General features: G+C 51.5%; 26 protein-coding genes and 2 tRNA genes. 11 read left to right on the top strand and 17 right to left on the bottom strand.

Annotated elements, in window-relative coordinates; genetic code table 11:
• Positions 1-16 precede the first annotated feature (16 nt).
• The 8 genes from IQ22_RS01670 to IQ22_RS01635 all read left to right on the top strand — a co-directional run bounded on the left by IQ22_RS01670 (position 17) and on the right by IQ22_RS01635 (position 7,557).
• The gene (locus tag IQ22_RS01670; RefSeq protein WP_145137074.1) at positions 17-865 is read left to right on the top strand and encodes an ureidoglycolate lyase; all 849 of its coding nucleotides are present in this window, start codon (positions 17-19) and stop codon (positions 863-865) included.
• 79 nt (positions 866-944) lie between these two features.
• Positions 945-2,231, top strand: a complete 1,287-nt coding sequence (locus IQ22_RS01665) for an L-fuconate dehydratase (RefSeq protein WP_145137071.1) — start codon at positions 945-947, stop codon at positions 2,229-2,231.
• 101 nt (positions 2,232-2,332) lie between these two features.
• Positions 2,333-3,208 carry an amidohydrolase family protein gene (locus IQ22_RS01660; RefSeq protein ID WP_145137068.1) on the top strand — a complete coding sequence of 292 codons (876 nt, stop codon included), beginning with the start codon at positions 2,333-2,335 and terminating at the stop codon, positions 3,206-3,208.
• Positions 3,205-3,981: an L-fucose dehydrogenase gene (locus IQ22_RS01655; protein WP_145137065.1), complete on the top strand. Its 777-nt coding sequence runs from the start codon at positions 3,205-3,207 to the stop codon at positions 3,979-3,981. The genes IQ22_RS01660 and IQ22_RS01655 overlap by 4 nt, the downstream gene beginning before the upstream one ends.
• Entirely contained in the window at positions 3,978-4,331 is a 354-nt protein-coding gene (locus IQ22_RS01650) for an L-rhamnose mutarotase (protein ID WP_145137062.1), read from the top strand. Before IQ22_RS01655 ends, IQ22_RS01650 begins: the two co-directional genes overlap by 4 nt.
• A gap of 78 nt (positions 4,332-4,409) precedes the next feature.
• Positions 4,410-5,654, top strand: a complete 1,245-nt coding sequence (gene fucP / locus IQ22_RS01645) for an L-fucose:H+ symporter permease (protein ID WP_145137059.1) — start codon at positions 4,410-4,412, stop codon at positions 5,652-5,654.
• 144 nt (positions 5,655-5,798) lie between these two features.
• Positions 5,799-6,671: a hypothetical protein gene (locus IQ22_RS01640; RefSeq protein WP_145137056.1), complete on the top strand. Its 873-nt coding sequence runs from the start codon at positions 5,799-5,801 to the stop codon at positions 6,669-6,671.
• A 178-nt stretch (positions 6,672-6,849) separates the two neighbouring features.
• Positions 6,850-7,557, top strand: a complete 708-nt coding sequence (locus tag IQ22_RS01635) for a DUF3053 family protein (protein ID WP_145137053.1) — start codon at positions 6,850-6,852, stop codon at positions 7,555-7,557.
• Positions 7,558-7,595: 38 nt separating this feature from the next.
• Here IQ22_RS01635 and IQ22_RS01630 read toward each other — a convergent pair whose 3' ends face one another.
• From IQ22_RS01630 to dapA, 10 genes are all read right to left on the bottom strand, one after another.
• Complete coding sequence (locus IQ22_RS01630) at positions 7,596-7,787, bottom strand: hypothetical protein (protein WP_145137050.1); 192 nt, start codon at positions 7,785-7,787, stop codon at positions 7,596-7,598.
• Between the two features lie 633 nt (positions 7,788-8,420).
• Positions 8,421-8,591: a hypothetical protein gene (locus IQ22_RS23120; protein ID WP_158635397.1), complete on the bottom strand. Its 171-nt coding sequence runs from the start codon at positions 8,589-8,591 to the stop codon at positions 8,421-8,423.
• Positions 8,592-8,900: 309 nt separating this feature from the next.
• Complete coding sequence (locus tag IQ22_RS01625; protein WP_145137047.1) at positions 8,901-9,323, bottom strand: DUF3597 domain-containing protein; 423 nt, start codon at positions 9,321-9,323, stop codon at positions 8,901-8,903.
• A 1,062-nt stretch (positions 9,324-10,385) separates the two neighbouring features.
• Positions 10,386-11,009 carry a biosynthetic peptidoglycan transglycosylase gene (locus IQ22_RS23980; RefSeq protein WP_425298828.1) on the bottom strand — a complete coding sequence of 208 codons (624 nt, stop codon included), beginning with the start codon at positions 11,007-11,009 and terminating at the stop codon, positions 10,386-10,388.
• Entirely contained in the window at positions 10,925-11,671 is a 747-nt protein-coding gene (locus tag IQ22_RS23115; protein ID WP_158635395.1) for a hypothetical protein, read from the bottom strand. Before IQ22_RS23115 ends, IQ22_RS23980 begins: the two co-directional genes overlap by 85 nt.
• Before the next feature lie 485 nt (positions 11,672-12,156).
• Positions 12,157-12,246: transfer RNA gene (locus IQ22_RS01615), tRNA-Ser, on the bottom strand.
• An 87-nt stretch (positions 12,247-12,333) separates the two neighbouring features.
• Positions 12,334-13,044: a phosphoribosylaminoimidazolesuccinocarboxamide synthase gene (purC, locus tag IQ22_RS01610; RefSeq protein WP_145137044.1), complete on the bottom strand. Its 711-nt coding sequence runs from the start codon at positions 13,042-13,044 to the stop codon at positions 12,334-12,336.
• Positions 13,045-13,072: 28 nt separating this feature from the next.
• Entirely contained in the window at positions 13,073-13,831 is a 759-nt protein-coding gene (locus IQ22_RS01605; RefSeq protein WP_145137041.1) for an MBL fold metallo-hydrolase, read from the bottom strand.
• Positions 13,770-14,951, bottom strand: coding sequence for an outer membrane protein assembly factor BamC (gene bamC / locus IQ22_RS01600; RefSeq protein WP_145137038.1), 1,182 nt, complete (start codon positions 14,949-14,951; stop codon positions 13,770-13,772). The genes IQ22_RS01605 and bamC overlap by 62 nt, the downstream gene beginning before the upstream one ends.
• A 14-nt stretch (positions 14,952-14,965) precedes the next feature.
• Complete coding sequence (gene dapA, locus IQ22_RS01595; RefSeq protein ID WP_145137035.1) at positions 14,966-15,844, bottom strand: 4-hydroxy-tetrahydrodipicolinate synthase; 879 nt, start codon at positions 15,842-15,844, stop codon at positions 14,966-14,968.
• 153 nt (positions 15,845-15,997) lie between these two features.
• Between dapA and IQ22_RS01590 the strand changes: the two genes are divergently transcribed.
• Together IQ22_RS01590 and IQ22_RS01585 are read left to right on the top strand one after the other, a co-directional pair.
• Positions 15,998-16,558 carry a glycine cleavage system transcriptional repressor gene (locus IQ22_RS01590; RefSeq protein WP_145137032.1) on the top strand — a complete coding sequence of 187 codons (561 nt, stop codon included), beginning with the start codon at positions 15,998-16,000 and terminating at the stop codon, positions 16,556-16,558.
• Positions 16,559-16,568: 10 nt separating this feature from the next.
• Entirely contained in the window at positions 16,569-17,039 is a 471-nt protein-coding gene (locus tag IQ22_RS01585) for a peroxiredoxin (protein WP_145137029.1), read from the top strand.
• Between the two features lie 32 nt (positions 17,040-17,071).
• Here the strand turns inward: IQ22_RS01585 and IQ22_RS01580 are convergent, their stop codons facing one another.
• Positions 17,072-17,326 (bottom strand): sulfurtransferase TusA family protein, encoded by a 255-nt coding sequence (locus tag IQ22_RS01580; protein ID WP_145137026.1) that lies wholly within the window; start codon positions 17,324-17,326, stop codon positions 17,072-17,074.
• A gap of 104 nt (positions 17,327-17,430) precedes the next feature.
• Between IQ22_RS01580 and IQ22_RS01575 the strand changes: the two genes are divergently transcribed.
• Positions 17,431-18,867 (top strand): M48 family metalloprotease, encoded by a 1,437-nt coding sequence (locus IQ22_RS01575; protein WP_145137023.1) that lies wholly within the window; start codon positions 17,431-17,433, stop codon positions 18,865-18,867.
• A gap of 29 nt (positions 18,868-18,896) precedes the next feature.
• Here the strand turns inward: IQ22_RS01575 and nadA are convergent, their stop codons facing one another.
• From nadA to pal, 6 genes are all read right to left on the bottom strand, one after another.
• Positions 18,897-19,955 (bottom strand): quinolinate synthase NadA, encoded by a 1,059-nt coding sequence (gene nadA, locus IQ22_RS01570; protein WP_145137020.1) that lies wholly within the window; start codon positions 19,953-19,955, stop codon positions 18,897-18,899.
• Positions 19,956-20,054: 99 nt separating this feature from the next.
• Positions 20,055-20,130, bottom strand: a tRNA-Lys gene (locus IQ22_RS01565).
• 58 nt (positions 20,131-20,188) lie between these two features.
• Positions 20,189-20,863 (bottom strand): 7-cyano-7-deazaguanine synthase QueC, encoded by a 675-nt coding sequence (gene queC, locus IQ22_RS01560; protein WP_167654142.1) that lies wholly within the window; start codon positions 20,861-20,863, stop codon positions 20,189-20,191.
• A gap of 1 nt (position 20,864) precedes the next feature.
• A complete protein-coding gene (queE, locus tag IQ22_RS01555) occupies positions 20,865-21,515 on the bottom strand; it encodes a 7-carboxy-7-deazaguanine synthase QueE (RefSeq protein WP_208733587.1) in 651 nt (216 codons plus the stop codon).
• Between the two features lie 75 nt (positions 21,516-21,590).
• On the bottom strand, positions 21,591-22,418 hold the full coding sequence (ybgF, locus tag IQ22_RS01550) for a tol-pal system protein YbgF (RefSeq protein WP_145137010.1): 828 nt from the start codon (positions 22,416-22,418) through the stop codon (positions 21,591-21,593).
• Positions 22,419-22,424: 6 nt separating this feature from the next.
• A complete protein-coding gene (gene pal, locus IQ22_RS01545; RefSeq protein ID WP_145137007.1) occupies positions 22,425-22,943 on the bottom strand; it encodes a peptidoglycan-associated lipoprotein Pal in 519 nt (172 codons plus the stop codon).
• Positions 22,944-22,964: the final 21 nt, after the last annotated feature.

Here is a 22,964-nt window from a genome sequence, read left to right as displayed (position 1 = left end):
CACAAGGAAATCCCTCATGAAATTGCTGCGTTACGGAGAAAAAGGTCAGGAAAAACCCGGCCTGCTGGATGCTCAGGGGCAGATTCGCGACCTCTCCGGGCACATCGATGACATTGCCGGTCAGGCCATTACGGCAGAAAGGCTCGCCACGCTTCAGCGCCTCGACCCTACCAGTCTTCCTGTTGTTACTGGCTCCCCACGCATTGGCCCCTGCGTAGGCCGCGTTGGCAAATTCATTTGCATCGGCCTCAACTACGCCGACCATGCCGCCGAATCAGGGTTGGATGTGCCCAAAGAGCCGGTCGTGTTCAACAAGTGGACCAGCGCTATCTGCGGTCCGAACGATAATGTGGAAATCCCGCGCGGCTCGATCAAAACAGACTGGGAAGTAGAGCTGGGCGTGGTTATCGGCAAGGCTGGTCGCTATATCGATGAAGCCAACGCCATGGATCATGTGGCGGGCTATTGCGTAATTAACGACGTGTCCGAACGTGAATGGCAGATCGAACGCGGCGGCACCTGGGACAAGGGCAAGGGCTTTGACACCTTTGGTCCGCTCGGCCCCTGGCTAGTAACCAAAGACGAAATCGCCGATCCCCATGCACTAGACCTCTGGCTGGAAGTGGACGGCAAGCGCTACCAGAACGGCAATACCCGCACCATGGTATTCAAAGTACCGGAACTGATTGCCTACCTGAGCCGCTGCATGAGCCTGCAACCGGGCGATGTGATCTCCACCGGCACGCCACCCGGAGTCGGCCTAGGCATCAAACCCGAGCCCATCTATCTCAAGCCCGGCCAGGAAATGCGCCTGGGCATCGCCGGCCTGGGCGAGCAGAAGCAGCGCACCGTTCAGGCGGATTGAACCTCCAGCCGCCCTCGCCCGCCATGCGTTAAACAGCGGCCTGTAGCAGGCCGCTGCCCTGATACGAAGAGGAGCCGATATGACAATAACAATTACTGGTCTTCGCGTAGAGGACATTCGCTTCCCCACCTCCCAGGCACTGGACGGCTCGGACGCCATGAATCCGGACCCGGACTATTCCGCCGCCTATGTCATTCTGGAAACAGACCAGTCTGGCCTCGAAGGCCACGGCATGACGTTTACCATTGGCCGCGGCAACGAGATTTGCTGTGCCGCTATCCAGGCGCTGGAAAACCAGATCAAGGGACTTGATCTCGATTGGATCACTGCCGACATGGGTCGCTTCTGGCGTCATATGACCAGTGACAGCCAACTGCGCTGGATTGGTCCGGACAAAGGCGCCATCCACCTTGCTACTGGCGCGGTGGTAAACGCAGCCTGGGACCTCTGGGCCAAGCAGGTCGGCAAGCCGGTCTGGCAACTTGTCGCCGATATGACTCCTGAAGAATTGGTTCGATGCGTCGACTTCCGCTACATCACTGATTGCATCACGCCGGATGAGGCGGTCCAACTACTCACCGAACGCGCTAAAGGCAAGAGAGAACGTATCCAGTTGCTCAAGCAACACGGCTACCCCTGCTACACCACGTCTGCTGGCTGGCTTGGCTACCCGGACGACAAGCTGCGTCGCCTCTGCCAGGAAGCCATCGATGCGGGTTTCTCCCATGTAAAACTCAAAGTTGGTCGTGACCTTGACGATGATATCCGCCGCGTCACGATCGCCCGTGAGGTTATCGGCCCCAACCGGCACCTCATGATCGATGCCAATCAGGTCTGGGAAGTGCGAGAAGCCATCGACTGGGTAAACCGGCTCGCCTTTGCCAAGCCCTGGTTCATCGAAGAACCCACCAGCCCGGACGACGTAGAAGGCCATCGGACGATCAAAGAAGGTGTTGCGCCGGTAAAGGTCGCCACAGGCGAGATGTGTCAGAACCGTATCATGTTCAAGCAGTTCATCATGCGCAATGCCATCGATGTGGTGCAAATCGATGCCTGCCGCCTGGGCGGCCTGAACGAAGTGCTCGCCGTGCTGTTGATGGCTGCCAAGTACGAACTACCGGTCTGCCCTCATGCCGGTGGTGTAGGCCTGTGCGAGTACGTGCAACACATCGCCATGATCGATTATCTCTGTGTAGCCGGCACTCATGAAGGCCGCGTCGTGGAGTATGTCGATCATTTGCATGAGCATTTCGAAGACCCCTGCGAGATGAAAGGTCCGGCTTACATGCCACCCAGTGCGCCAGGTTTTTCGATCACCATGAAACCAGCCTCACGCCAGCAGTATCGGTTTCCCCGTAATACCTAACCAAGGATTGGGTAGAGGACCAGCTCCGATACCCAACGGGCAAACCGATTGGGCTAATGATCGTCCTGATATCCACCCCAACATTTCAGGAGACGACAACAATGACATGCCCTGAAATACCCCGAATCGATGCACACCAGCACTTCTGGCGCTACGTGCCAGACCACTACCGCTGGATCGACGACAGCATGTTGGTACTCAAGCGCGATTACCTGCCAAACGATCTGAAGCCGTTGCTAAAGGCACACCAGATCAGCGGCTGTATTGCCGTTCAGGCACGGCAATCAGAACAAGAAACCAACGCCCTGCTTGCGCTGGCAAAGGAACACCCTTGGATTGCCGGTGTTATCGGCTGGGTAGATGTGCGAGACGCCAGCCTGCCCGATGCGCTTGATCGCTGGCAAGACGTACAACGCCTGCGTGGCTTTCGCCATCAGATTCAGGATGAAGCGAATCCGAATGAGTTTCTGGCTGACACAGCCTTTAACCAGGGCGTGGCTATTTTGCAAACCAGAGGCTACCTCTACGAGATCCTCATTAAATCTTCCTCGCTTGCAGCTACCTATGACTTTGCCCGACGTCACGACCGGCAACCTCTAATACTCGATCATCTAGGCAAGCCTCCCGTCACCCATGGCAATTTTCAAACCTGGGCCGAGCAGCTGGCACCGCTGGCCGCCTTGCCCCATGTGCACTGCAAACTATCTGGGCTGATTACCGAAGCCGAATGGGCTACCTGGCAGCCCGATCAGCTTCTTCCGTATTTGAATCAGGCACTGGAACTCTTTGGCCCCGAGCGGCTCCTGTTCGGCTCGGACTGGCCGGTATGTCGTCTGGCCGGTGAGTACGATCAGGTCTATCAACTGACGCAACAAGCCCTCGCATCGCTTTCTGCCTCTGAACGGGCCGCCATCATGGGCGGTAATGCGATTCGTCTGTATGGCCTAACGGAGCAAGCCCAGGAGTACGCTGCATGAACCTGCATCTCGATGGAAAAGTGTTTATCGTGACCGGCGGCGGCTCAGGTATCGGCGGCGCGATTTCTCTGTGCCTCGCTGAAGAAGGCGCCATCCCAGTTATCGTTAGCCGTACGCCGTTGGATAACGACTTTGCCGCTAAGCTGGATGGACTCCAGCCTCAAGCGCTTTTTATCCAAACCGAACTGTGCGACGAAGCCTCTTGCCGTGCGGCGGTCGAGCAGACTCGGACTCAGTTTGGCCGCATCGATGGATTGGTCAATAACGCTGGCGTGAATGATGGGGTAAGCCTGGAAGCGGGTCGCGAGGCGTTTATCCAGTCGCTGGAAAAGAACCTCATCCACTACTACGTGATGACCCACCTCTGCCTGGATGCGCTGAGGGACAGCCAAGGCAGTATCGTCAATATCAGCTCCAAGACGGCCCTGACCGGTCAAGGCAACACCAGCGGCTACACGGCTGCCAAAGGAGCGCAGCTATCGTTGACTCGCGAATGGGCGGCCTCGCTATTGGCTGACGGCATTCGTGTAAATGCCGTGATTCCGGCCGAGGTAATGACGCCACTCTATGAAAACTGGCTCAACACGTTTGATGACCCCAACGGCAAGCTGGACAAGATCGTCAGCAAAATCCCGCTGGGTAAGCGTATGACCACTCCAGAAGAGATTGCCAGCACCGTGGTGTTTCTCTTGTCGCCCCGCGCCGCCCACACCACCGGACAATGGCTCACGGTCGATGGTGGCTATACACATCTCGATAGGGCCCTGACATGAACACTCGCTACTGCCTGGCACTGGACCTCAAGGAGGACCCAGCCCTTATCGCCGAATACGAACGGCTGCACCAGCGCCTCTGGCCGGAAATCGATACGCACCTACGCAGCGCCGGCATACAAGACATGCAACTCTACCGGCTCGGCACACGACTGGTCATGATCATGGACGTCATACCCGGCTTCAACTTTGAAGCCTTTGATGCCGCCGCGGCCGCCAATCCCAAGGTGCAGGAGTGGGAAGCTCTGATGTGGCGCTATCAGGCGCCTACACCCTGGACGCCGGAGGGTAGCAAATGGATACCCATGCAAAAGATCTTTGGTCTGGCCGATCAGCCAGCACCCGATTAGGCGACGCCACGATCCCGATTTCACAGCACCTGCAATGACCTCAACGCTGCACAACAATAAGAACCACGGAGAGCTGTCATGTTAGTCAACCAAAGCAGAACGGCCGCACCCGCTGCCAGCCAGGAACGCTCGGGCTATCAATGGGCATTCATCCTTGTCACCAGCCTGTTCTTCATGTGGGGCCTGTCGTATGGCCTGCTGGATGTACTCAACAAGCACTTTCAAGAGACGCTGCACGTTACCAAGGCTCAGTCCGGCTTGCTTCAAGCCGCCTATTTTGGTGCGTACTTCATCGTTGCCCTACCCGCTGGCATCTTCATGAGCAAACGTGGGTATAAAGCCGGCATCCTGGTCGGCCTATGCTTGTATGCCTTGGGTGCCCTGCTGTTCGTTCCGGCTGCAGCTTCGGCCAGCTTCGCCATGTTTCTTTTTGCGCTGTTTGTGATCGCTTGCGGCCTGGGCTGTCTGGAGACGGCAGCGAATCCCTACGCAACTGTTTTAGGCGATCCCAACGGGGCCGAACGCCGGCTTAACTTCGCTCAGTCCTTTAATGGCCTTGGCCAATTTACCGGCCCGATCATCGGCGGCACGCTGTTCTTTTCTACCACAGGCAGCACAGGCACCGCCTCGTCCGAAAGCCTTGGTTCGGTCAGCATGATCTATGTGGCTATCGCCGCGCTGGTCCTGATAATCGCCTTTCTTTTTGCCAAAACATCTCTGCCAGATTTACGCAGCCAGGAAGAGGCTATCGCCCGGCAAGACAACCGTACCCTGTGGCAGCACAAACACTTTGTAGGCGGCGTAATCACCCAATTCTTTTATGTAGCGGCGCAGGTGGGTATCGGTGCATTTTTTATAAACTATGTAACCGAGCATTGGACAGATACCTCCAGTCAATCGGCCTCCTACATGCTCTCCATCGCCATGCTGTGCTTTATGCTGGGCCGCTTTTTCAGCACTTGGCTGATGGGCTTCATCGCTCCAGCCCGCCTGATGATGATTTATGGCGTGATCAACTTCTTTCTATGTGCCTTGGTCATTGCCGGATTCGACAGTGTTGCCGTAATTGGCCTGATCGCAGTGTTCTTCTTCATGTCGATCATGTTCCCAACCATCTTTGCCCTGGGCGTGAAGAACCTTGGCCCACACACCAAGCGCGCCAGCTCCTTTATGATCATGGCTATTGTAGGCGGCGCGATCATGCCTTACTTCATGGGGCTGATTGCGGACATGAGTAGCACCGCCTATGCCTACTCGTTACCCATGCTCTGCTTTGCCCTGGTTATCTGGTATGGCGCCAGCCAACAGCGACACACATCATAACGAAGCTTTTAGCCCTCCTGCCGTTTCATCGGCGGAGGGCCTCATGCTTTGATCAGTTACACCTCTTCAGATAACTCACAGTCGGAACATAGTGGCCCGCATGCTCTTATCGCTTGGCAACCCAAGCCTTAATAGGCTTTGCCATTGCTAGCTTTTACAAAGGACCTTGGATACCCTAAAAAGCTATATTCATCACATATTGAAACAAGCAAAATCTCTTATTTTGTCCAGCAAGGAAGCATCATGGGCATGTATGACCGTGACTGGCATCGAGAGCGATATCGGCAAAACTCTAACCCCAAACGAGAGCCTATTGCGCCGCGGCCACCTACACGGCGTAAATCTTTTTCCATCGTGTCTGTTTTCTGGCTGGCAGTTGCCGTCACCATAATGGTCGTCATTTGGGATTCGCTTGATGGCTTCGTGCAGTTAAAACCAGATCAACCCAGCTCCTTCCCGCCACCAGTAACCCAGACGCCCTCATCATCTGCCTTACCTTCACAGCTACGTCCCATCACAGTACAAGAGCCTGTTGTTACTCACGTTCCTAAGCCGTTACGGGAATGTATGCAGGGGAGCAATACGATTGACGAATCTGTCTTGCACTGCCGCTTTGGTGAAGTACCTCGCACGCAAGCTCAAGCTGCTAAACCTGCACAGGGAATGGTCTCGGCTGCTTATCTGGCTCAGTACAAAGCAGATATGGCCTCAGGAGCCGAGCATCACACAGCAACGCCACGAGAGCATGAGCAACATTGGATAGAGAAATGGAGCGGCGGTGAACGTTATCTTGCGGTATGGGACGTCGTGGATAACCGTATCGATGGAACTAGCGTCTGCAGCAATCATCGTAGGGGTTCTATCGATTACCGCGAATGCCGAAAAGGTGCGAAACAGTACTTCAAGCAACAATGCCAAGCCTGGCAAAATCGATATGAACGTGACGGACAAAGCTACAGCCGGCGCCAGGAGCAACGCTATTGCTCGGCAGGAAACAGCTTTAACCCCATAGGATAGGCACTCGATTTGTTGTAGGCATACCGCCTTCTTTTAGGGCCTGTCACACTCTTGTCTTGATCGGGTTCACTCCTCCTGCATGACCTTCCGAAACCAAGTGACGCTCGTGCCGCCTGCCCTATAAGGTACGACGCGAAAAGATCTAGTGGCCTTTTGCTTATCATCGTAGGAAGCGCCCATGCTCGCACGTCATTTTGTATTCGCCCTGCTGTTGATAGTACTTTTCCCAGGGTTGTTGAGTGCTTGTTCGAACGAAGACAGGCAGCGCAAAGCGTTCACGAATTTCCTGCAGACTCGCATTATCAACAAACCTGGCGTGCATGTTCCCGTACTAACGGATAAGGAAAAGCAAATATTTGGCGACTATGTCGCCTACTATGCCGTGATGGAAGACTTCCAGGCCTCACTTAATCATCGCATCCGGCAACCGCTCGCCGAAGCGCTCAAACAACTTTTCTCCTTGTCCATGAGCGAAGCCTTGCAGCGCCGCGAGGCTATCGAGTTGGCCCGCATCCAGATCGAGAACCTGCCTACTTTAATCAAAGAGGAATTGAACAAGGCCGATGCGAAACGGCGTACCCTCAGCCAATCCGAGCCACTTCTTGCTGTATATGATCAGGCATACAACAGGGTTATTACTCAGCCCGCAGAGGCCGTTAACAGGTTGCTGCCCTCCGCACATGAGGCACTCACAACAGTGGTGGATACGCTGGACTATATCAACGCACACGCTGACGTTATCAACCTTAACGGCTCAATGATTGAAGTATCCGACCTAAAAGTACAGAAGGAATTGAATGCGCGCCTACAAACATTGGCTGTTCAAAGTCGCTCGGTCATCCAGAGTCAACGAACCTTGATCAACCTGACCTATGTACAAAAATGAAGGCCGAGCGCAAAAGACTCGGCCATGGAAAGCATTGATCAACTTGGCACCAGCGGCGTATCTCCGCCTATCACGTCTGGATTATCCGTAATACCGTCAGGCCTCTCAATCAACCCATCCGGACCAACCGGCTCTTCGGTCCAAGGATCATGTTCGGCATCGGCACCCGGATCAGGATTTATCGGACTCGGGTCCTGAGCCCTTAAGGGTTCTTGCAGATAATTACTCATGACACACCTCTCTCGTCTATGCGTGGGTGGTTCACTGTGATTCGAACCCACTTATAGAGGAACGTTCGACATTTTGAGAGGGCCAGCCATCATGGAAGGAAAACTGCATCCAACAGAGCGTAATTTAGGCCTACACACATCTAGACGTGAGAGAACAAGGTGCAAAACAGAGCGACCTAGACCATAGGGACCGTGACAAAGGGAAACTTCTCAAAAGGTGTGAGTCGCTTCAATATCATTTTTAGCCAAACGCGCAAGACCGTGGGTAAACCATCCGCTGCGTTATATAACCCACGCTTCATGCGGGAGAGACCACTTTATTGGCGCTCATGGCAAAATTTGAAGCCTAACTTCAGATATCACAACACTTAGCCATCTGGCCCTAGTACAGCCGAAACGGACAGACAGGCTCATGCCCAGATGCGATAACTAGAACACCCAAGCAACGCCTTTCGCTTTACATATTATATCTATTTAGGTGCTGGGTAATTTAACCCTAGAAGCCCCTGAGAGGTACCTTGGCGGTACTTAAGCGAGTAATGGCTCTTGGAAGCAATTAGTAATCGGAGCTGAAAAGCGAAAAGCACATCGATGAAGAAAGAGATACTCTTTCTTCATCGACTGAGGTAACTATCACTCTTCACTGCAAGCCAAGGGCCTTTGAGACATTTGAATTGCCTGCCGCTGAGCTATCTGTCTTAACTCTTTGGCTAAAGCCAAGTAATCGGCCTGCTGCATGTAAAGCGCGCCCATAACCTCTTCGGAGTCTTCCTGATTGACTAGCGTAGTCTGGTTCATCGACATGATATCATCCTTAAATACTGTACCTATATACAGCATACCGAAACAGGGGAAGCAGCAATATAGATATCGACAAACGGTGTCGGCAAGAACTGATTAGTGATCCAGAAGGCATTCCATGTACATTTTTAATAAGCATTTCTAAACACTTGAAGCACGACACATTGTGAACATCAGCACTCTCTAAGTCTTTCCTCCCTGCGAAATAGAGGAAAGCATCCTATTCCTCAGGCTTTTGCCTATTCAATACCTAACTTTCAAAAATATAAAAGGCCACCTATCAGGTAGCCTCTTGTACGCTTCGACTGCGTATCAGTCCAATAGATCAGCGGGTACGTTACCACCGTTCTCCGAGAGCTTTTGTAACACGGCTTTATGCAGCCACATATTCATCTGTGCGGAATCGTCCATTTTGTCCGAGGGACAATTCAATTCCTTCGCCAAGGCCTGCCGAGCCGAGAGACTGCTATCCATATCGAGCAGTTTCAATAAATCAACGATAGAACTCTTCCAGTTCAGCTTTTCAGCGTGACTAGCAGCCAGACTATCTAACTTGGCCGCCACATCCACTTGGCTCATGGCCTGCGGTGCAGCAGCGCCTGTATCCGGAGCAGTAGGCGTAGATGCCGACGTGGTATCAGAGGGGGACGGCGTAACGCCAGGAGTCTCATTAGAAGTGGCAGGCTGATCCTTACCGATACCCAGCTTTGCCAGAATGTTACCGAACAGGCTCATGCATTTTCCTCTTATCGTCGATAAAACCAACAGTTAACTTAGCGTTAACCCATGTCAGTAGTCCGACACCCACCCCTACTCAAAGTTTTAGAAGTACCCTCAATCAGCAACTCCACTACTAGACGGTTAGTATCAAACCTACAGCCTTAGATATTCGCGCATAAAAACTATTGTAAAAAACTACCCCCACGTTTGTGAGAGGAGCTACAACGGAACCAGGGGGATTAGTTCAGTTGCTGGGGGTGGTAAAAGGATTGTCAAACCACTGGCGATACGCGCACCAGCCCTTTATTTATAAACTTTTGAATGTAAGTGTGTTAGTGAGCATAGGTAAAATCTGAGTAAACCCTTCGACATAATCAGGCGCCTGGCCTGTATTCAGGCAAGAGGTAGGCTGTATTTTTTACTGTGTCGTCTGTTCAATATCAGCTTTAAGCGACGTCACTCCGTTTAAATCATGCTACCCAACGCTAGGAGTGAGCCTTGTCTACGGCTTCGGATCGTTTAGACCAGATGTCTTCGCTCTTAAACAGGCAGAGTTAGGTACAGCAGCACCTAGGTGTGCAAGATAATTGTCAGCGAAGCGACGCTCTATAACTAGAGTAAAAAGTTTAGAGGCATGCTGAATAAAAGAGCTGAAAAAAATACCACGCTCAACTGTCTTATAGCGGATTTGTTTCCTGATAAAGCTATAAGACAGAACTTAAAGGAAAAGCTTTGGAGCCTTTGCCTCTGCGTGTAATAGTGACAGACCTCATATGGCGCTTTAGTATAAGTCAGCTTCAAGCTTGCACCAGGTATAAGTAATCACGCTCAGTTTGAGCACAAGATTCCTATGTTCTGGCACAGCGTGTCGGGGAAGCTACAGATTAGAATACCCATAAACGCAAAAGCCCCGAGAGCCGGGGCTTTTGATTTCGCTATTGGCGGAGAGATAGGGACCCTCAGAGTCATACTCGACAACCTGTCTAGACCAATAGGCACAGGCTATTTTGAGTATTTTGCTACAAAACTCCGCTACAAAACCCTCAAGTTTCTTTTAGCTAATAGAACAAATGCATTCTATCTAGCAAGCAACATTTTTATATGAGTCACTCTAATAGAATGTTTTTTTGCCATCATCCCTTCTGGGTTAGATGACCTAGGATACTTCAGATGGGCGACAATTATTTCATTTGCGGATTCTCGACTGTCGGCTCTCAAAACCCGCACACCTTTAATTCCGACTAGTGACACACCGTAGTAGGCTACTTTTAGATAACACGACGCAATGTCGTCCTTACTAAATCTCGAACTCAGCATAACTGCCAAAATTTGTTCTCGCACTTTACGTCTCGGAGTTTTTTCATAGCGAGCTGTTATCGTCCGAACAAATTGTTGCTCAATAGTACTAGCTCCTTGCCGTTTCCCTTGCAATATACGGACCTTTATGGAGCGAAGAATAGCTATCGGATCCACACCAAAGTGCAAGGAATTCCGATGATCCTCTGCAACAACCAAGGTATGAATTAGAGAACCGGTAATCTCGGCTTTATGCTCTCCTTGAAGATGATTAACAACTTCTGCACACTTCTCTAAATCTGAGAAAATCGGTTTATAGTTCAGCAATTTGACGATTGCGATTCCGCAGTAGATTGGAATGGTACATGTCCTATAGGATGCTCTTTGAATGGTTCTCTGCCACACAGCACACTTCCTTTCGTTCTTGCAGCAGTCGAGTAAAAAGATCCAGAACTCAATGGATTTAAGAACCTAAATCGACGAACCTTTATAGTCATAAATGAGGTACTTTCTCGATCCTTTCCCTGCTCCACTATGTGAAGGTTCATCACACTACTTCCGAAATAGTTTCGCTCAACCCTACCGCTGACCTCACCCCTGATTTTTCCAGAGCCTTCGTATTCATAAGACCTAATCTTATCTATATCACCGGTCTTTTCAGTTGTTCCAGAAATGACATAACCGTCTGAGAATAAGACAAGTGTATGAAACATTTTCATTTCGCGAAAGGGATTATAAGACGTATCCTCTACAGTACTAACTGCATAGTAGATACCTGAATAGTTCTTGGCTTTAATAGAAAACTCGCGAACTGCAAACAATAGCACTGCTACGATAATAGCTGCAGCCAAAGATCCATAATTAGAAGATTGATTTCCAAAAGAATGAATCGCATCGAGACAAATTTTCACTTTATCTTCGATTGACGAAATCGTAACTAGAACCGTATCGCAAAAGGACATGAGGCGTAGCCTACTCAATTTTAAGTTGTTGATTCCAAGACAGAGAATTCGATTGCTTGAAAGAGCTGCCGGATGGAGTCTTGCTGGCGATTGCTCATCGGACATACCCACGTGCTACGGTTATTACCTTTCCAAATTTTCCAGCACACACTTACCGTAAGGTTTCTGCGAATTGGCCAAGCAGACAATTTGATATCGATACTGCATTGCGAGAGTCTCTTCCATGATAGCTATGTGCCAAGCTCAATCTTCGCCTGAGCTTCGCCCCCATGCAACCGTTAGCTGACTATTTACCGCACTGCTGAAGTTACGGACGTCAAACTCTCAGTATCGAAATGCAAGCTTCTAATTCATATTCGCTCGCCGGTTATACGAGGCGAGGCAAACACGCCGTTTCGCACCTCAGACGGTTGCCGAGGTAATACAGGCGATATACCGGGCGAAAGGACTAATCAGCGGACCCAATTAAGGTAGGCGAAAAAAAACAGCGATTTGATCACTGCGGCTTGGCAAAACTTCTGCAAACCACTGCTACAAACCGCTGTTTCTATATCTTTGTAAATAATTGATTTACAAAGATTTTTATATAGTGGCGGAGAGATAGGGATTTGAACCCTAGGAGCCATTGCTGACTCAACGGATTTCGAATCCGTCCCGTTCGGCCACTCCGGCATCTCTCCAATGGGGGCACATGATATCAGCTGAAAAGCTACAGGCGAAGCCCGAAACATAAAAATTTCATCTGTTATCAGTCGCTTGCGCGCTTTTTAGAGCGGCACACCCAAACGCTGAGCTACTTCCTCATAGGCCTCGATCACGTTGCCGAGCCCCTGACGGAAGCGATCTTTGTCCATTTTCTTACGTGTTGCCTTGTCCCACAAACGACAGCCATCAGGGCTGAACTCATCACCCAATACAATCTCACCCTGATGCACGCCAAATTCAAGCTTGAAATCCACCAGCATTAAGCCAGCATCATCAAACAATGCGTTCAACACATCGTTAACCTTGAACGTCAATTCTTTCATGCGCGCCAGTTGCTCTGGCGTCGCCCAGCCGAAAGCATATACATGCGATTCGTTGATAAAAGGATCATGCAGCGCATCATTTTTCAGAAACAACTCGAACGTCGGTGGCGTCAGCTGAAGCCCTTCCTCGATACCTAAACGGCGGACGAGACTGCCAGCAGCATAATTACGCACCACACACTCGACCGGAATCATATCGAGTTTCTTAACCAAACACTCATTGTCCGAAAGCAACGCATCGAATTGGGTTGGAATCCCTGCTGCCTCGAGCTTCTGCATGATAAAGGCATTGAACTTGTTGTTTACCATGCCTTTGCGATCAAGCTGCTCGACCTTCTGCCCATCAAATGCTGACGTATCATTTCGAAATAGGAGAATGAGACGATCTGGATCATCTGTCATGAACACGGACTTGGCCTTGCCGCGGTAGAGTTCGGTTCGTTTTTCCATGGTGGCTCCGCTGTAAAAAATTGAAAGGCTAGGCAATTAATTGCCATTCCAACCCTTCATGCTGATCGGCAACCTGCAGCCAGTCCGCGTCGCACCCCAAGGTATCGACGAAGGTTTGTCGGGCCAGATGCGGCCGGTTGTTCTTCTCACTCAGGTGCGCCAGCACTAAATGCTGCAACGCATCACATTCCAGGCGGGCCACAAGTGCAGCCGCCTGCTGATTATTCAAATGCCCATGGGATCCTCCGACCCGCGCCTTTAGAAAGTACGGATAAGGACCTGCGTCTAACATTCGACGATCATGGTTAGCTTCGATCACCAAAGCATCCAGGTCACGATAGCATTCCAGTACGCCTAACGTGGCTTCCCCCAAGTCTGTCAACACGCCGAGACGACGTTTCCCATTAAAGAACACAAACTGGGTTGGGTCATTAGCATCATGAGGTACAGCTACACTCTTGACTTCCAAAGCGCCCAATTCGAGTGTATCGCCTGCGCTCAATATGCAAGCGGCATCGATGGGCTTGCGTAAGCCGCGACGTGTACCCTCGCTTAGGTAAACCGGAATCCCGTATCGACGCGACAACAGCTCAACTCCATGAACATGGTCAGAATGCTCATGGGTAACCAAAATGGCATCGAGCTGTGAAGGTTCGACGCCCAGGCGAGCCAGGCGTCTTATTGTTTCACGGAGCGGAAAACCGCAGTCGATCAGAATATAGGTGTTATGGCTGTGAACCAGGGTTGAATTCCCCCGGCTCCCGCTGCCCAGGACTGCGAAGCGCATACTGCATGCTCGTTTGTAGCTTTTTCAGCACCGTTTCGGCGACATCAGCCGGCGCCACAGTATTGATGTTTTTGTCGAGGGTAACCTGAACGACATCATCCACTCGGGTAAGCCGTACCTGGTAACGTTCGGCACGGGCCTCCTGCTCCTCTGTAGAAGGCTGGCTACCAAACAGACGACCAAAGAAACCTGGTTTGCTCTGATCCGGCTTGAGCGCACCTTCAGCAAGATTGATGTAGTAAACACCCAAGCTACGATCAAGATCGTCTACCCGGATATTAGCCCCCTCAATCGCCCGACCTATACTGGACCATGCCCGATCAAAATCACTACTCAACGTCAGCATGGGATTACCATTACCGTCCTGAGAATAGGCAACACGCTCAGGCGTATCGTAAGAGCCCGCGGCCAGTAACGACACCGAACCGCCTTGCGTGTCAGCACTGGCCAAGCTGGTGACCATTTCATTCAAGAGAGCAGCATCGAAGGGTGAAGTCTTCGAGCGCGAGGACCACTCCGGTTCGCTGGTGCTTCCCACTCGGCGCGTTTGATTCTGAACGAAAATTTCACTGGTATTACTAGAAACTCCAGGCTCGATCCGAACCCGTATCCGCGTCTCGCTACCCGGCTCAAGTCCACTACTGCTACTCAGGCTACGAGCCAGAGGAGTGGTCAGGTCGGTCAGTGGTTGCCATTGCGTCACGAACTCGCCCGTCTGCGGCCGCTCCTCAGCAATAATGAAACCATTATCCGTAAAGAACTGATGCGCTACCGGCCATACCTCTGCAGGTTGCCGCTGCGCCAATGCCCAGCGGGAAGAGCCGCTGCGCTGAAGACTATAGTCGCCCGTATCAGCTTGAATTGGCAAAGACTGTGGGCGAGGCACTTCAAAACTGGACGAGCGTGCCTGTACATCCGGGACGTTAGCCGGAAGCGGTAACAGCGGATCAAGGGGTTTGGCCTGCACATCAGACGGAACTTGCATAGGAGCCGTCTGACGAGCATCCAAATAATCGTTGCCGCGATCACGGAAATAGCCATGTTCGCCCCATAGCCAACCACAGCCGCTGGTTGTACCAATAATGACTGCAAGGGCCGACATTTCTACCAATCGCTTCATGCGTACATACTCCATCAGGCCAATATACCGGACTGACGCATTGCCTGGCGCAGCGGCTCATGACAACGAGGGCTCAGCCAAGTTAGGGGAAGGCGAATACCGTCGGGCATCATACCCATTTCATGTAGGGCCCACTTTACAGGAATCGGATTGGACTCAATGAAGAGATTCTTATGCAAAGGCATCAGCTTTTCGTTAATGCTCCGTGCGGTCTCGGCATCACCACGCAAAGCGGCGGCGCACAGATTGCTTACTTCACGCGGCGCAACATTGGCAGTAACGGAAATATTGCCTTTTCCTCCCATCAGAATCAGCTCGACAGCGGTTGGATCATCCCCTGAGTAGAGGAGAAAATCGCCGTCGACCCGATCGAGAATATCCCGAGCACGCTGCAAATCACCAGTTGCTTCCTTGATACCAATAATATTCGGTACTTTAGAAAGACGCTCAACAGTCTCCGGCAACATATCGCAGGCGGTGCGGCCCGGTACGTTATAGAGAATCTGAGGAATTGCCACGGCCTCGGCAATATGCCGGAAGTGTTGATACAAGCCTTCCTGGGTCGGCTTGTTGTAATACGGAGTTACTAGCAGGCAAGCATCGGCACCGGCCTCCTTGGCGGCCTGGGTAAGCTCAATGGACTCTCGGGTAGAATTTCCACCTGTACCAGCAATAACTGGAATACGCCCCGCGACCTGGGTAACAACCCGACGAATGACCTCAATATGCTCATCGACATCCAGCGTAGCGGATTCTCCCGTAGTACCGACCGCGACGATAGCATTAGTGCCTTCGGTCAGATGAAAATCAACCAGCTTGGTCAGGCTGGACCAGTCCAGATGCCCTTGTGCATCCATGGGCGTGACCAGCGCCACCATACTGCCTGTGATCATGCAACCGCTCCTGCCGAAATTAGAGAGCTGTAATGGTACTGACGCCACCAGCCTTGCACAAGCCAAGTACTCCTAGGGCATTCCCCAATACCTCGCTTTTCGCTACCCTTCTGCTTTGGCCGGTTTGCCGGTTTCTTCATCAGGAAACACTGAATGTCCGCTACACCTCCGCCTCGTGAGCAATTTCTAGTTATTAGTGCGTTGGGCGCCAATCCGATGGAGCTGACCAATGTGCTCTACCGCAGCTGCCTGGAAAGCCGCTGTGCGGTTGTTAGCAGCCGTCTGAGCCGGCACGGAGAATTCAGCGCCCTTATTCTTCAAGTTTCCGGCAACTGGGATGGCCTTGCTCGTCTGGAAACAGGTCTTCCAGCTCTGGCAAAGCGCCATGGATTTACTATTGGAGTCACGCGTAGCGCTGCATTGGACAGCCGACCACAAGCACTACCTTATGTTGTTTACGTTAGTGCTGCCTATCGGCCAGATATCCTCAACGAGCTCTGCCAATTCTTTAGCGATCACCATATTGATGTGGAGAACCTGGTATGTGATACCTATCAGGCTCCTCAAACCGGCAGTACTATGCTGACGGCTACTATTACCGTGACGTTACCGGCCGGTACTCAGATCAGCTGGCTCCGTGATCAATTCCTCGACTTTGCTGACGCCTTGAATCTCGACGCCCTGATCGAGCCTTGGCGCCCACAGAATCCTTGAGCAAGACACTATGACTATAATGATCGACGCCCCCCTCCCTTCCTTTTCCGCTAAGGCGACTGGAGGCCGAGACATCTCCCTTGCCAATCTGAAAGGCCGACAGGTTGTACTGTACTTTTACCCTAAAGACAGCACGCCGGGATGCACTACTCAAGGCCAGGGCTTTCGTGACCTCTACCCACAGTTCCAGGCTGCCAACACTGAAGTCTTGGGCGTTTCTCGTGATGGCTTGAAGTCTCACGAGAACTTCAAGGCCAAACAGAACTTTCCCTTCGACCTGGTCAGCGATAAAGATGAATCTCTTTGCACACTATTTGAGGTCATCAAGCCTAAAAAGCTCTATGGCAAGGAGTACCTGGGTATCGAGCGCAGCACCTTCCTAATCGACAAGGAAGGCATCCTGCGCAAAGAATGGCGCGGCGTTAAAGTGCCAGGTCATGTCGAAGACGTTCTAGCCGCTGCGCAAGCTCTAAGTCAATGACACGAAAAGGCCTTATCTATGGCCTTTTTCTTTCATGCCTTACGCAACCAATAGCGGAATATTCCAGCGTCTGCCTGCTCTCCAATTAGCGCATGTCCTGACAGGTTTGCAAACGTTCTGAAGTCACGCTGAGAGCCGGCATCCGTTGCTACCACCTTCAGAACAGCTCCCGAAGGAAGACGATTAAGCTCCATCTTGGCCTTTAACAAGGGAAGCGGGCAGTTTAACCCTGTCGCATCCAGTTCAGCATCACAGATACCTTCATAAGGTTGGGTTTCAGTTATCATTGAAAACTCCAGCAAAAGGTCAGAATAACGCTGTCAGCAACCAGTCGCTAGGCAAGTAGCGTTAGCTACCGCTAAAGTAGGGATTTTGCAGTCATGAGTCTTCCATGAAATTTCTGCGACCTGCCCTACTCGGCTTAACCTGCTTGCTTGCTGCTCCGACATTTGCAGCAAACAATTTACCTTCTTTAGGGGACGCAAGTTCCGGAATTGTCTCTCCCGAACAGGAATTCCAAATGGGCCGGGCCTGGCTGAGCATGCTCAGAGGACAGGTCAGCACACTATCCGACCCCCTGCTTAAACAGTATGTGGAAAGCAGCGTCTATAAACTTGCAGAAAACAGCCAGGTACAAGATCACAGGCTCGTTTTCATTCTTCTCAAAGATCCTCAAATCAACGCTTTTGCAGCACCAGGCGGTGTTATCGGGGTAAACGGTGGGTTATTTCTATATGCCCAGAAAGAGGATGAGTACGCAGGCGTACTGGCACATGAACTGGCACACCTAAGCCAGCGTCATTTCGCCCGAGGGGTAGAAAATCAGCAACGCATGCAGTTACCGCTTATGGCCGCCATGCTGGCTGGCATCGTTGCCGCTGCGGCTGGCGGTGGTGACGCAGGTATTGCAGCAATCGCATCCACTCAGGCAGCCGCTATTCAAAGCCAGCTTCGCTTTTCACGCCAGAATGAACAAGAAGCGGATCGGATAGGAATTCTAACCTTAGCCAAGGCTGGCTACGATCCACGCGGCATGCCAGAAATGTTTAGCCGTCTCGCCAAACAGTACCGTTACGACCAGAAGCCTCCGGAGTTCCTGCTGACTCACCCCGTGACAGAGGACCGTATCGCCGATACGCGTAACCGCGCTGAGCAATATCCGGCAGGAGGACTTGACGACAGCTTGACCTATCAATTGATGCGCGCTCGAGTTCAGTTGATGTTCGAGGAAACGCCCGGCATTGCGGTAAAACGTTTTCGGGCCATGCTGAATGAAAACCCTAAGCTAGATGCCGCACGCTATGGCCTAGCCCTAGGCCTGACCCGCTTAGGTCAATTAAACGAAGCCCGCGACCTGCTAAAGCCGCTACTAACAGCCTCTCCTCATAATATCGCTTATAACTTGGCCCAAGTTGAACTAGATATAACAAACAATCGTTTGCAGGATGCGGAGCAAAGGACGCTAAAAATGCTTGAAATCTATCCTGACGACTTTGCAGTCAACATGGCTCAGGCTGATCTGCTGGTCAAACTAAACAAGCCTAAAGAGGCTAGTGCCTTACTGGAAAAGATTGCTCATAACCGACCGCTGGACCCAGATGTTTGGTATCGCGTAGCGGAAACACGCGGCCAGGCTGGAGAGCTAATTGGTGTTCATCAGGCGCGGGCGGAATACTTTGCATTAACCGGCGATTATGACCAAGCCATTCAGCAATTGAGTTTTGCTAAACAAAGAGCAGCTACTAATTTCCAACTGGCAGCACGTATCGATGCACGGCAGCAGGAGTTTATTTCTCAGAAGAGAGCTGCCGAACAATTACTTAAATAGGCTTGGAACACCGCCTATTTAAGTAGCCCTTAAGCATTACCCAGGTGCTTCAAGCGTGCGGCCTGGGTGAAATCAAGCATGCGCTTCAGTGGCTTTACTGCCCGAGGGATGAGAGAGGAGTCGACAAATACCTCGTCCGTACCATGCTGTAGACAGCTCAGGGTACGCTCGAGAGTGTTCATGGCCATCCAAGGGCAGTGCGCACAGCTACGACACGCCGCACCGTTTCCGGCTGTAGGAGCCTCGATAAATACCTTATCAGGGCATAGCTGCTGCATCTTGTAAAAGATGCCTTTATCAGTCGCCACAATAAAAGCAGAATTAGGCAACGTCTGGGCCGCCTTGATCATCTGGCTAGTCGAACCCACCATGTCGGCTAACGCGATAACCGACTCTGGCGATTCAGGATGTACAAGAATAGCCGCCTCAGGATACAGCGCCTTGAGATCGAACAATTGAGAGGATTTAAACTCTTCATGCACGATGCATGAGCCCTCCCACAAGAGCATATCTGCACCGGTCTGCTTCTGGATATAGCGTCCTAAGTGACGATCCGGAGCCCATAAAATGGGCTCTCCGTTATCCATTAGGTGCTCGACAATCTCAAGCGCGCACCCAGATGTAACGACCCAGTCCGCGCGGGCCTTCACAGCAGCGGAAGTGTTGGCATAAACCACTACAGTCCGTTCAGGATGCTGATCACAGAAAGCTGTGAACTCTGAAGCAGCGCAACCAATGTCGAGCGAACAGGTTGCGTCTAAGGTAGGCATCAGAACACGTTTTTCTGGATTAAGGATCTTGGCCGTTTCACCCATGAAACGCACCCCTGCCACAACAACTGTAGACGCTGAGTGCTGGTTACCAAAGCGAGCCATTTCGAGTGAATCAGCTACACAGCCACCCGTTTCCTCAGCCAAGGCCTGGATAACAGGGTCCGTATAGTAATGGGCCAACAAAACAGCATCTTGCGCCTTAAGCTCGGCTTTTATAGCCAATCTAAGCTCATTTTCCTGAGCGATACTCAATGGCTTTGGTTGCTTGGCTGCCAAGTGAGCCTGAACTAAGAGTCGTTCTGAGATTTTCGACATGTTCGCGGCACCCAAACGCTAAGCGAAGAGGGAATTTGCATTGCCATTCAACGCGAAATGGCTAACGCACGGAACCTAGAGAAAGGACAAGAGAGAAAATGGTGGGTCGTGTAGGATTCGAACCTACGACCAATTGGTTAAAAGCCAACTGCTCTACCGACTGAGCTAACGACCCCGAAAGCGAGCGCTATAATAATGATTTTTCTCGTGGAATCAATACCCTAGAGAAAAAATTACTGATAACGGGTCGGATCCTTTTCTCCTGCAGAACGAAAGCCTTCCGCTCTAAGACGGCAACTATCGCATCGGCCACAGGCACGCCCCGCCTCATCGGCCTGATAACAAGAAACCGTTAGGGAATAATCCACACCTTGGGCAAGCCCTGCCTTGATAATTTCTGCCTTAGAGAGATATTGCAACGGCGCTACGATTCGAAAACCTTCGCCTTCAACTCCAGCCTTGGTTGCCAGATTTGCCGTACGCTCGAATGATTCAACAAACTCAGGACGACAATCTGGATATCCTGAGTAATCAACCGCATTAACTCCAATGAATATATGCCGCGCTTCAAGCACCTCCGCCCAACCCAAGGCCAAAGAGAGGAAAACAGTATTGCGAGCCGGGACATAAGTGACTGGTATGCCTTCCGTAGACGCCTCTGGAACATCAATAGATGTGTCGGTTAAGGCTGAACCACCAATACCGTTGAGATTGAGTCCAATTACCTTATGCTCAATTACACCTAATTGCTGAGCTACTCGCTGGGCAGCAGCGAGTTCTGATCTGTGTCTCTGACCATAATCAAAGCTCATTGTGTAACAGGCAAAGCCTTCAGCACGTGCCATGGCCACTACAGTAGCCGAATCCAGCCCACCGGAAAGCAGAACTACCGCTTTTTTCTGAGTCATATCAATGTCCTGGCTCGTCATTCCAGAGAAGCTTGTGCAGTTGAAGCTGGAAACGTACTGGCAAATTATCTGCCACAATCCATTCAGCCAATTGACGTGGCGTTACTTGCTGATGACTGGGCGAGAACAGCACCTCTCCCACGCGATCAGACAACTGATACTGGATTAGCTTGGAAACAGCCCACTCGTAGTCCTCTCGAGAGCAGATCACGAACTTTACCTGATCGTTAGATGTTACATGCTCAAGATTGCTATATAGGTTTCGAGAGACTTCGGCCGAGCCTGGCGTTTTAAGATCAATGACTTTTACAACTCGTGCATCTACAGGCTCAACATCAAGTGCGCCACTGGTTTCTAACGAAACCTCATAACCCGCATCACACAGGCGACTCAAGAGAGGAAGGCAGTTTGGTTGAGCCAATGGCTCGCCACCTGTTACACATACATAACGAGGGCGATAACTCGCCACCTTCTCCAAAATGGTTTCAAGGGAAAGGATTTCCCCTCCACTGAAGGCGTAGGCCGTATCGCAATATTGGCAACGCAGGGGGCATCCAGTCAGACGCACAAAGACGGTAGGCAATCCTGCCGTACGCGTTTCTCCCTGCAATGAATAGAAAATCTCGGTAATGCGTAGAGTATTTGGTTGCATAAAGGCCACGGGCGTGACAGCGATACAGGCCATCCGCCTCCGTTGCAGAAATAGGAATTGTAAAAAGACCAGCCCTTACGGCAGGCTTTTCATATCGCGCTGAGCGAGTTGAGCGGCTGAGCTATTAGGATATTGAGCAATGACCTGTTGATACATTGCACGTGCTCTGTCTCGATTTCCTAAGCGCTGCTCGACACCAGCCAGCTTGTACAGAGAGTCCGGCACCTTAGGGTGATTAGGGTAAGCCTGACTTACTCGAGCAAATGCTTGACCAGCCGCCTGGAGGTCCCCAGTCGCCATGTTTACTTCACCTAACCAATATTGCGCATTGCCGGCATATTGACTGTTAGGATATTTACGCAAAAAAGCATTGAAAGCTTGGCTCGCCTTGGCGAAGTCCTTGGCTTTGATCAAGTCGAAGGCTGCATCGTAATACAGCTTTTCTTTTGCAGGATCCCCCGGCTCGCTGGAACTTTGGGAGACCGGCGATACAGGAGCAGCGTTTGCATGGATTGCACCACTTGCATCTCCTATAGGAACATTAGAAGACTGAGAAGCTGCTCCGGCCGCTTCACTGGCCGAGATTCGACGATCAAGATCTTGATAACGCTCAAGACCCTGCTGCTTCAATTGATTGATTTCATTTTGCTGTTCTTCAAGCTGGCCGCGCAGACGAGCAATAGCGTCCTGCATCTGCTGCAACTGCATAAACAACTGGCCCTGCGCAGAAACGGGGGCGCTAGCGCTACCCCCATCTCCGGCATATGCCGCGCCTGAAGAGCCATAAGCGGGAGAGCTCACCGAGCCGCTTCCGCCATAGCCTCCCTCTTGAACTGGAACCTGCCCCCAAGCAAAGGAAGTGCTTAGAGCCAATGACATCAGAACAACCAGGCGTTTAGGCATAACCTCTTACTTCTTCAGCTCTACACGACGGTTCTGAGCCCAGGACTGCTCATCGTGACCGATAGCAGCAGGACGCTCTTTACCATAGGAGACAACTTCCAGCTGAGCTGGGGAAACGCCCTGCAGTACGAGGTAACGCTGAACGGCCTGGGCACGACGCTCACCTAGAGCCAAGTTGTATTCGCGAGTACCACGCTCGTCGGTATGGCCTTCCAGAACAATACGCTGACCGCTGCTCTTCAGATCACGAGCATGAACATCCAGTGCACGCATGGCTTCTGGCTTCAGATCAGAGCTATCGTACTCGAAGTAGAAGGTAGTAATTGCGCGCAGAGCGGCTTCTTCACTACCCATGCTGCCATCAACAGCACCGGAGTTGGCACCATAACCAGCGTTTGGATCAATAGCACCAGCACCAGCACCAGCACCCTCACCCGAAGCATCACCACCCTTTGACGAACAACCTACTGCAACGGCCATGGCCAAGGCCAGAGCTGCGAACTTGCCGAATTTCAGCATTTCCATCGTTAACTCCTAAGAACCGCA

Origin of the sequence: Pseudomonas duriflava, from assembly GCF_007830155.1 — a bacterium.
GTDB classification, from domain to species: domain Bacteria; phylum Pseudomonadota; class Gammaproteobacteria; order Pseudomonadales; family Pseudomonadaceae; genus Chryseomonas; species Chryseomonas duriflava.
Note: the sequence above shows the minus strand (reverse complement) of the source record. Positions and strands in the feature narration are given on the sequence as shown.

Excerpts from the sequence above, each read along its gene's own strand:
- IQ22_RS01670 (WP_145137074.1), top strand. The coding sequence starts at position 17 with ATGAAATTGCTGCGTTACGGAGAAAAAGGTCAGGAAAAACCCGGCCTG.
- IQ22_RS01665 (WP_145137071.1), top strand. The coding sequence starts at position 945 with ATGACAATAACAATTACTGGTCTTCGCGTAGAGGACATTCGCTTCCCC.
- IQ22_RS01660 (WP_145137068.1), top strand. The coding sequence starts at position 2,333 with ATGACATGCCCTGAAATACCCCGAATCGATGCACACCAGCACTTCTGG.
- IQ22_RS01655 (WP_145137065.1), top strand. The coding sequence starts at position 3,205 with ATGAACCTGCATCTCGATGGAAAAGTGTTTATCGTGACCGGCGGCGGC.
- IQ22_RS01650 (WP_145137062.1), top strand. The coding sequence starts at position 3,978 with ATGAACACTCGCTACTGCCTGGCACTGGACCTCAAGGAGGACCCAGCC.
- fucP (WP_145137059.1), top strand. The coding sequence starts at position 4,410 with ATGTTAGTCAACCAAAGCAGAACGGCCGCACCCGCTGCCAGCCAGGAA.
- IQ22_RS01635 (WP_145137053.1), top strand. The coding sequence starts at position 6,850 with ATGCTCGCACGTCATTTTGTATTCGCCCTGCTGTTGATAGTACTTTTC.
- IQ22_RS01630 (WP_145137050.1), bottom strand. The coding sequence starts at position 7,787 with ATGAGTAATTATCTGCAAGAACCCTTAAGGGCTCAGGACCCGAGTCCG.
- IQ22_RS23120 (WP_158635397.1), bottom strand. The coding sequence starts at position 8,591 with ATGTCGATGAACCAGACTACGCTAGTCAATCAGGAAGACTCCGAAGAG.
- IQ22_RS01625 (WP_145137047.1), bottom strand. The coding sequence starts at position 9,323 with ATGAGCCTGTTCGGTAACATTCTGGCAAAGCTGGGTATCGGTAAGGAT.
- IQ22_RS23115 (WP_158635395.1), bottom strand. The coding sequence starts at position 11,671 with ATGTCCGATGAGCAATCGCCAGCAAGACTCCATCCGGCAGCTCTTTCA.
- purC (WP_145137044.1), bottom strand. The coding sequence starts at position 13,044 with ATGGAAAAACGAACCGAACTCTACCGCGGCAAGGCCAAGTCCGTGTTC.
- IQ22_RS01605 (WP_145137041.1), bottom strand. The coding sequence starts at position 13,831 with ATGCGCTTCGCAGTCCTGGGCAGCGGGAGCCGGGGGAATTCAACCCTG.
- bamC (WP_145137038.1), bottom strand. The coding sequence starts at position 14,951 with ATGAAGCGATTGGTAGAAATGTCGGCCCTTGCAGTCATTATTGGTACA.
- dapA (WP_145137035.1), bottom strand. The coding sequence starts at position 15,844 with ATGATCACAGGCAGTATGGTGGCGCTGGTCACGCCCATGGATGCACAA.
- IQ22_RS01590 (WP_145137032.1), top strand. The coding sequence starts at position 15,998 with ATGTCCGCTACACCTCCGCCTCGTGAGCAATTTCTAGTTATTAGTGCG.
- IQ22_RS01585 (WP_145137029.1), top strand. The coding sequence starts at position 16,569 with ATGACTATAATGATCGACGCCCCCCTCCCTTCCTTTTCCGCTAAGGCG.
- IQ22_RS01580 (WP_145137026.1), bottom strand. The coding sequence starts at position 17,326 with ATGATAACTGAAACCCAACCTTATGAAGGTATCTGTGATGCTGAACTG.
- IQ22_RS01575 (WP_145137023.1), top strand. The coding sequence starts at position 17,431 with ATGAAATTTCTGCGACCTGCCCTACTCGGCTTAACCTGCTTGCTTGCT.
- nadA (WP_145137020.1), bottom strand. The coding sequence starts at position 19,955 with ATGTCGAAAATCTCAGAACGACTCTTAGTTCAGGCTCACTTGGCAGCC.
- queC (WP_167654142.1), bottom strand. The coding sequence starts at position 20,863 with ATGACTCAGAAAAAAGCGGTAGTTCTGCTTTCCGGTGGGCTGGATTCG.
- queE (WP_208733587.1), bottom strand. The coding sequence starts at position 21,515 with ATGCAACCAAATACTCTACGCATTACCGAGATTTTCTATTCATTGCAG.
- ybgF (WP_145137010.1), bottom strand. The coding sequence starts at position 22,418 with ATGCCTAAACGCCTGGTTGTTCTGATGTCATTGGCTCTAAGCACTTCC.
- pal (WP_145137007.1), bottom strand. The coding sequence starts at position 22,943 with ATGGAAATGCTGAAATTCGGCAAGTTCGCAGCTCTGGCCTTGGCCATG.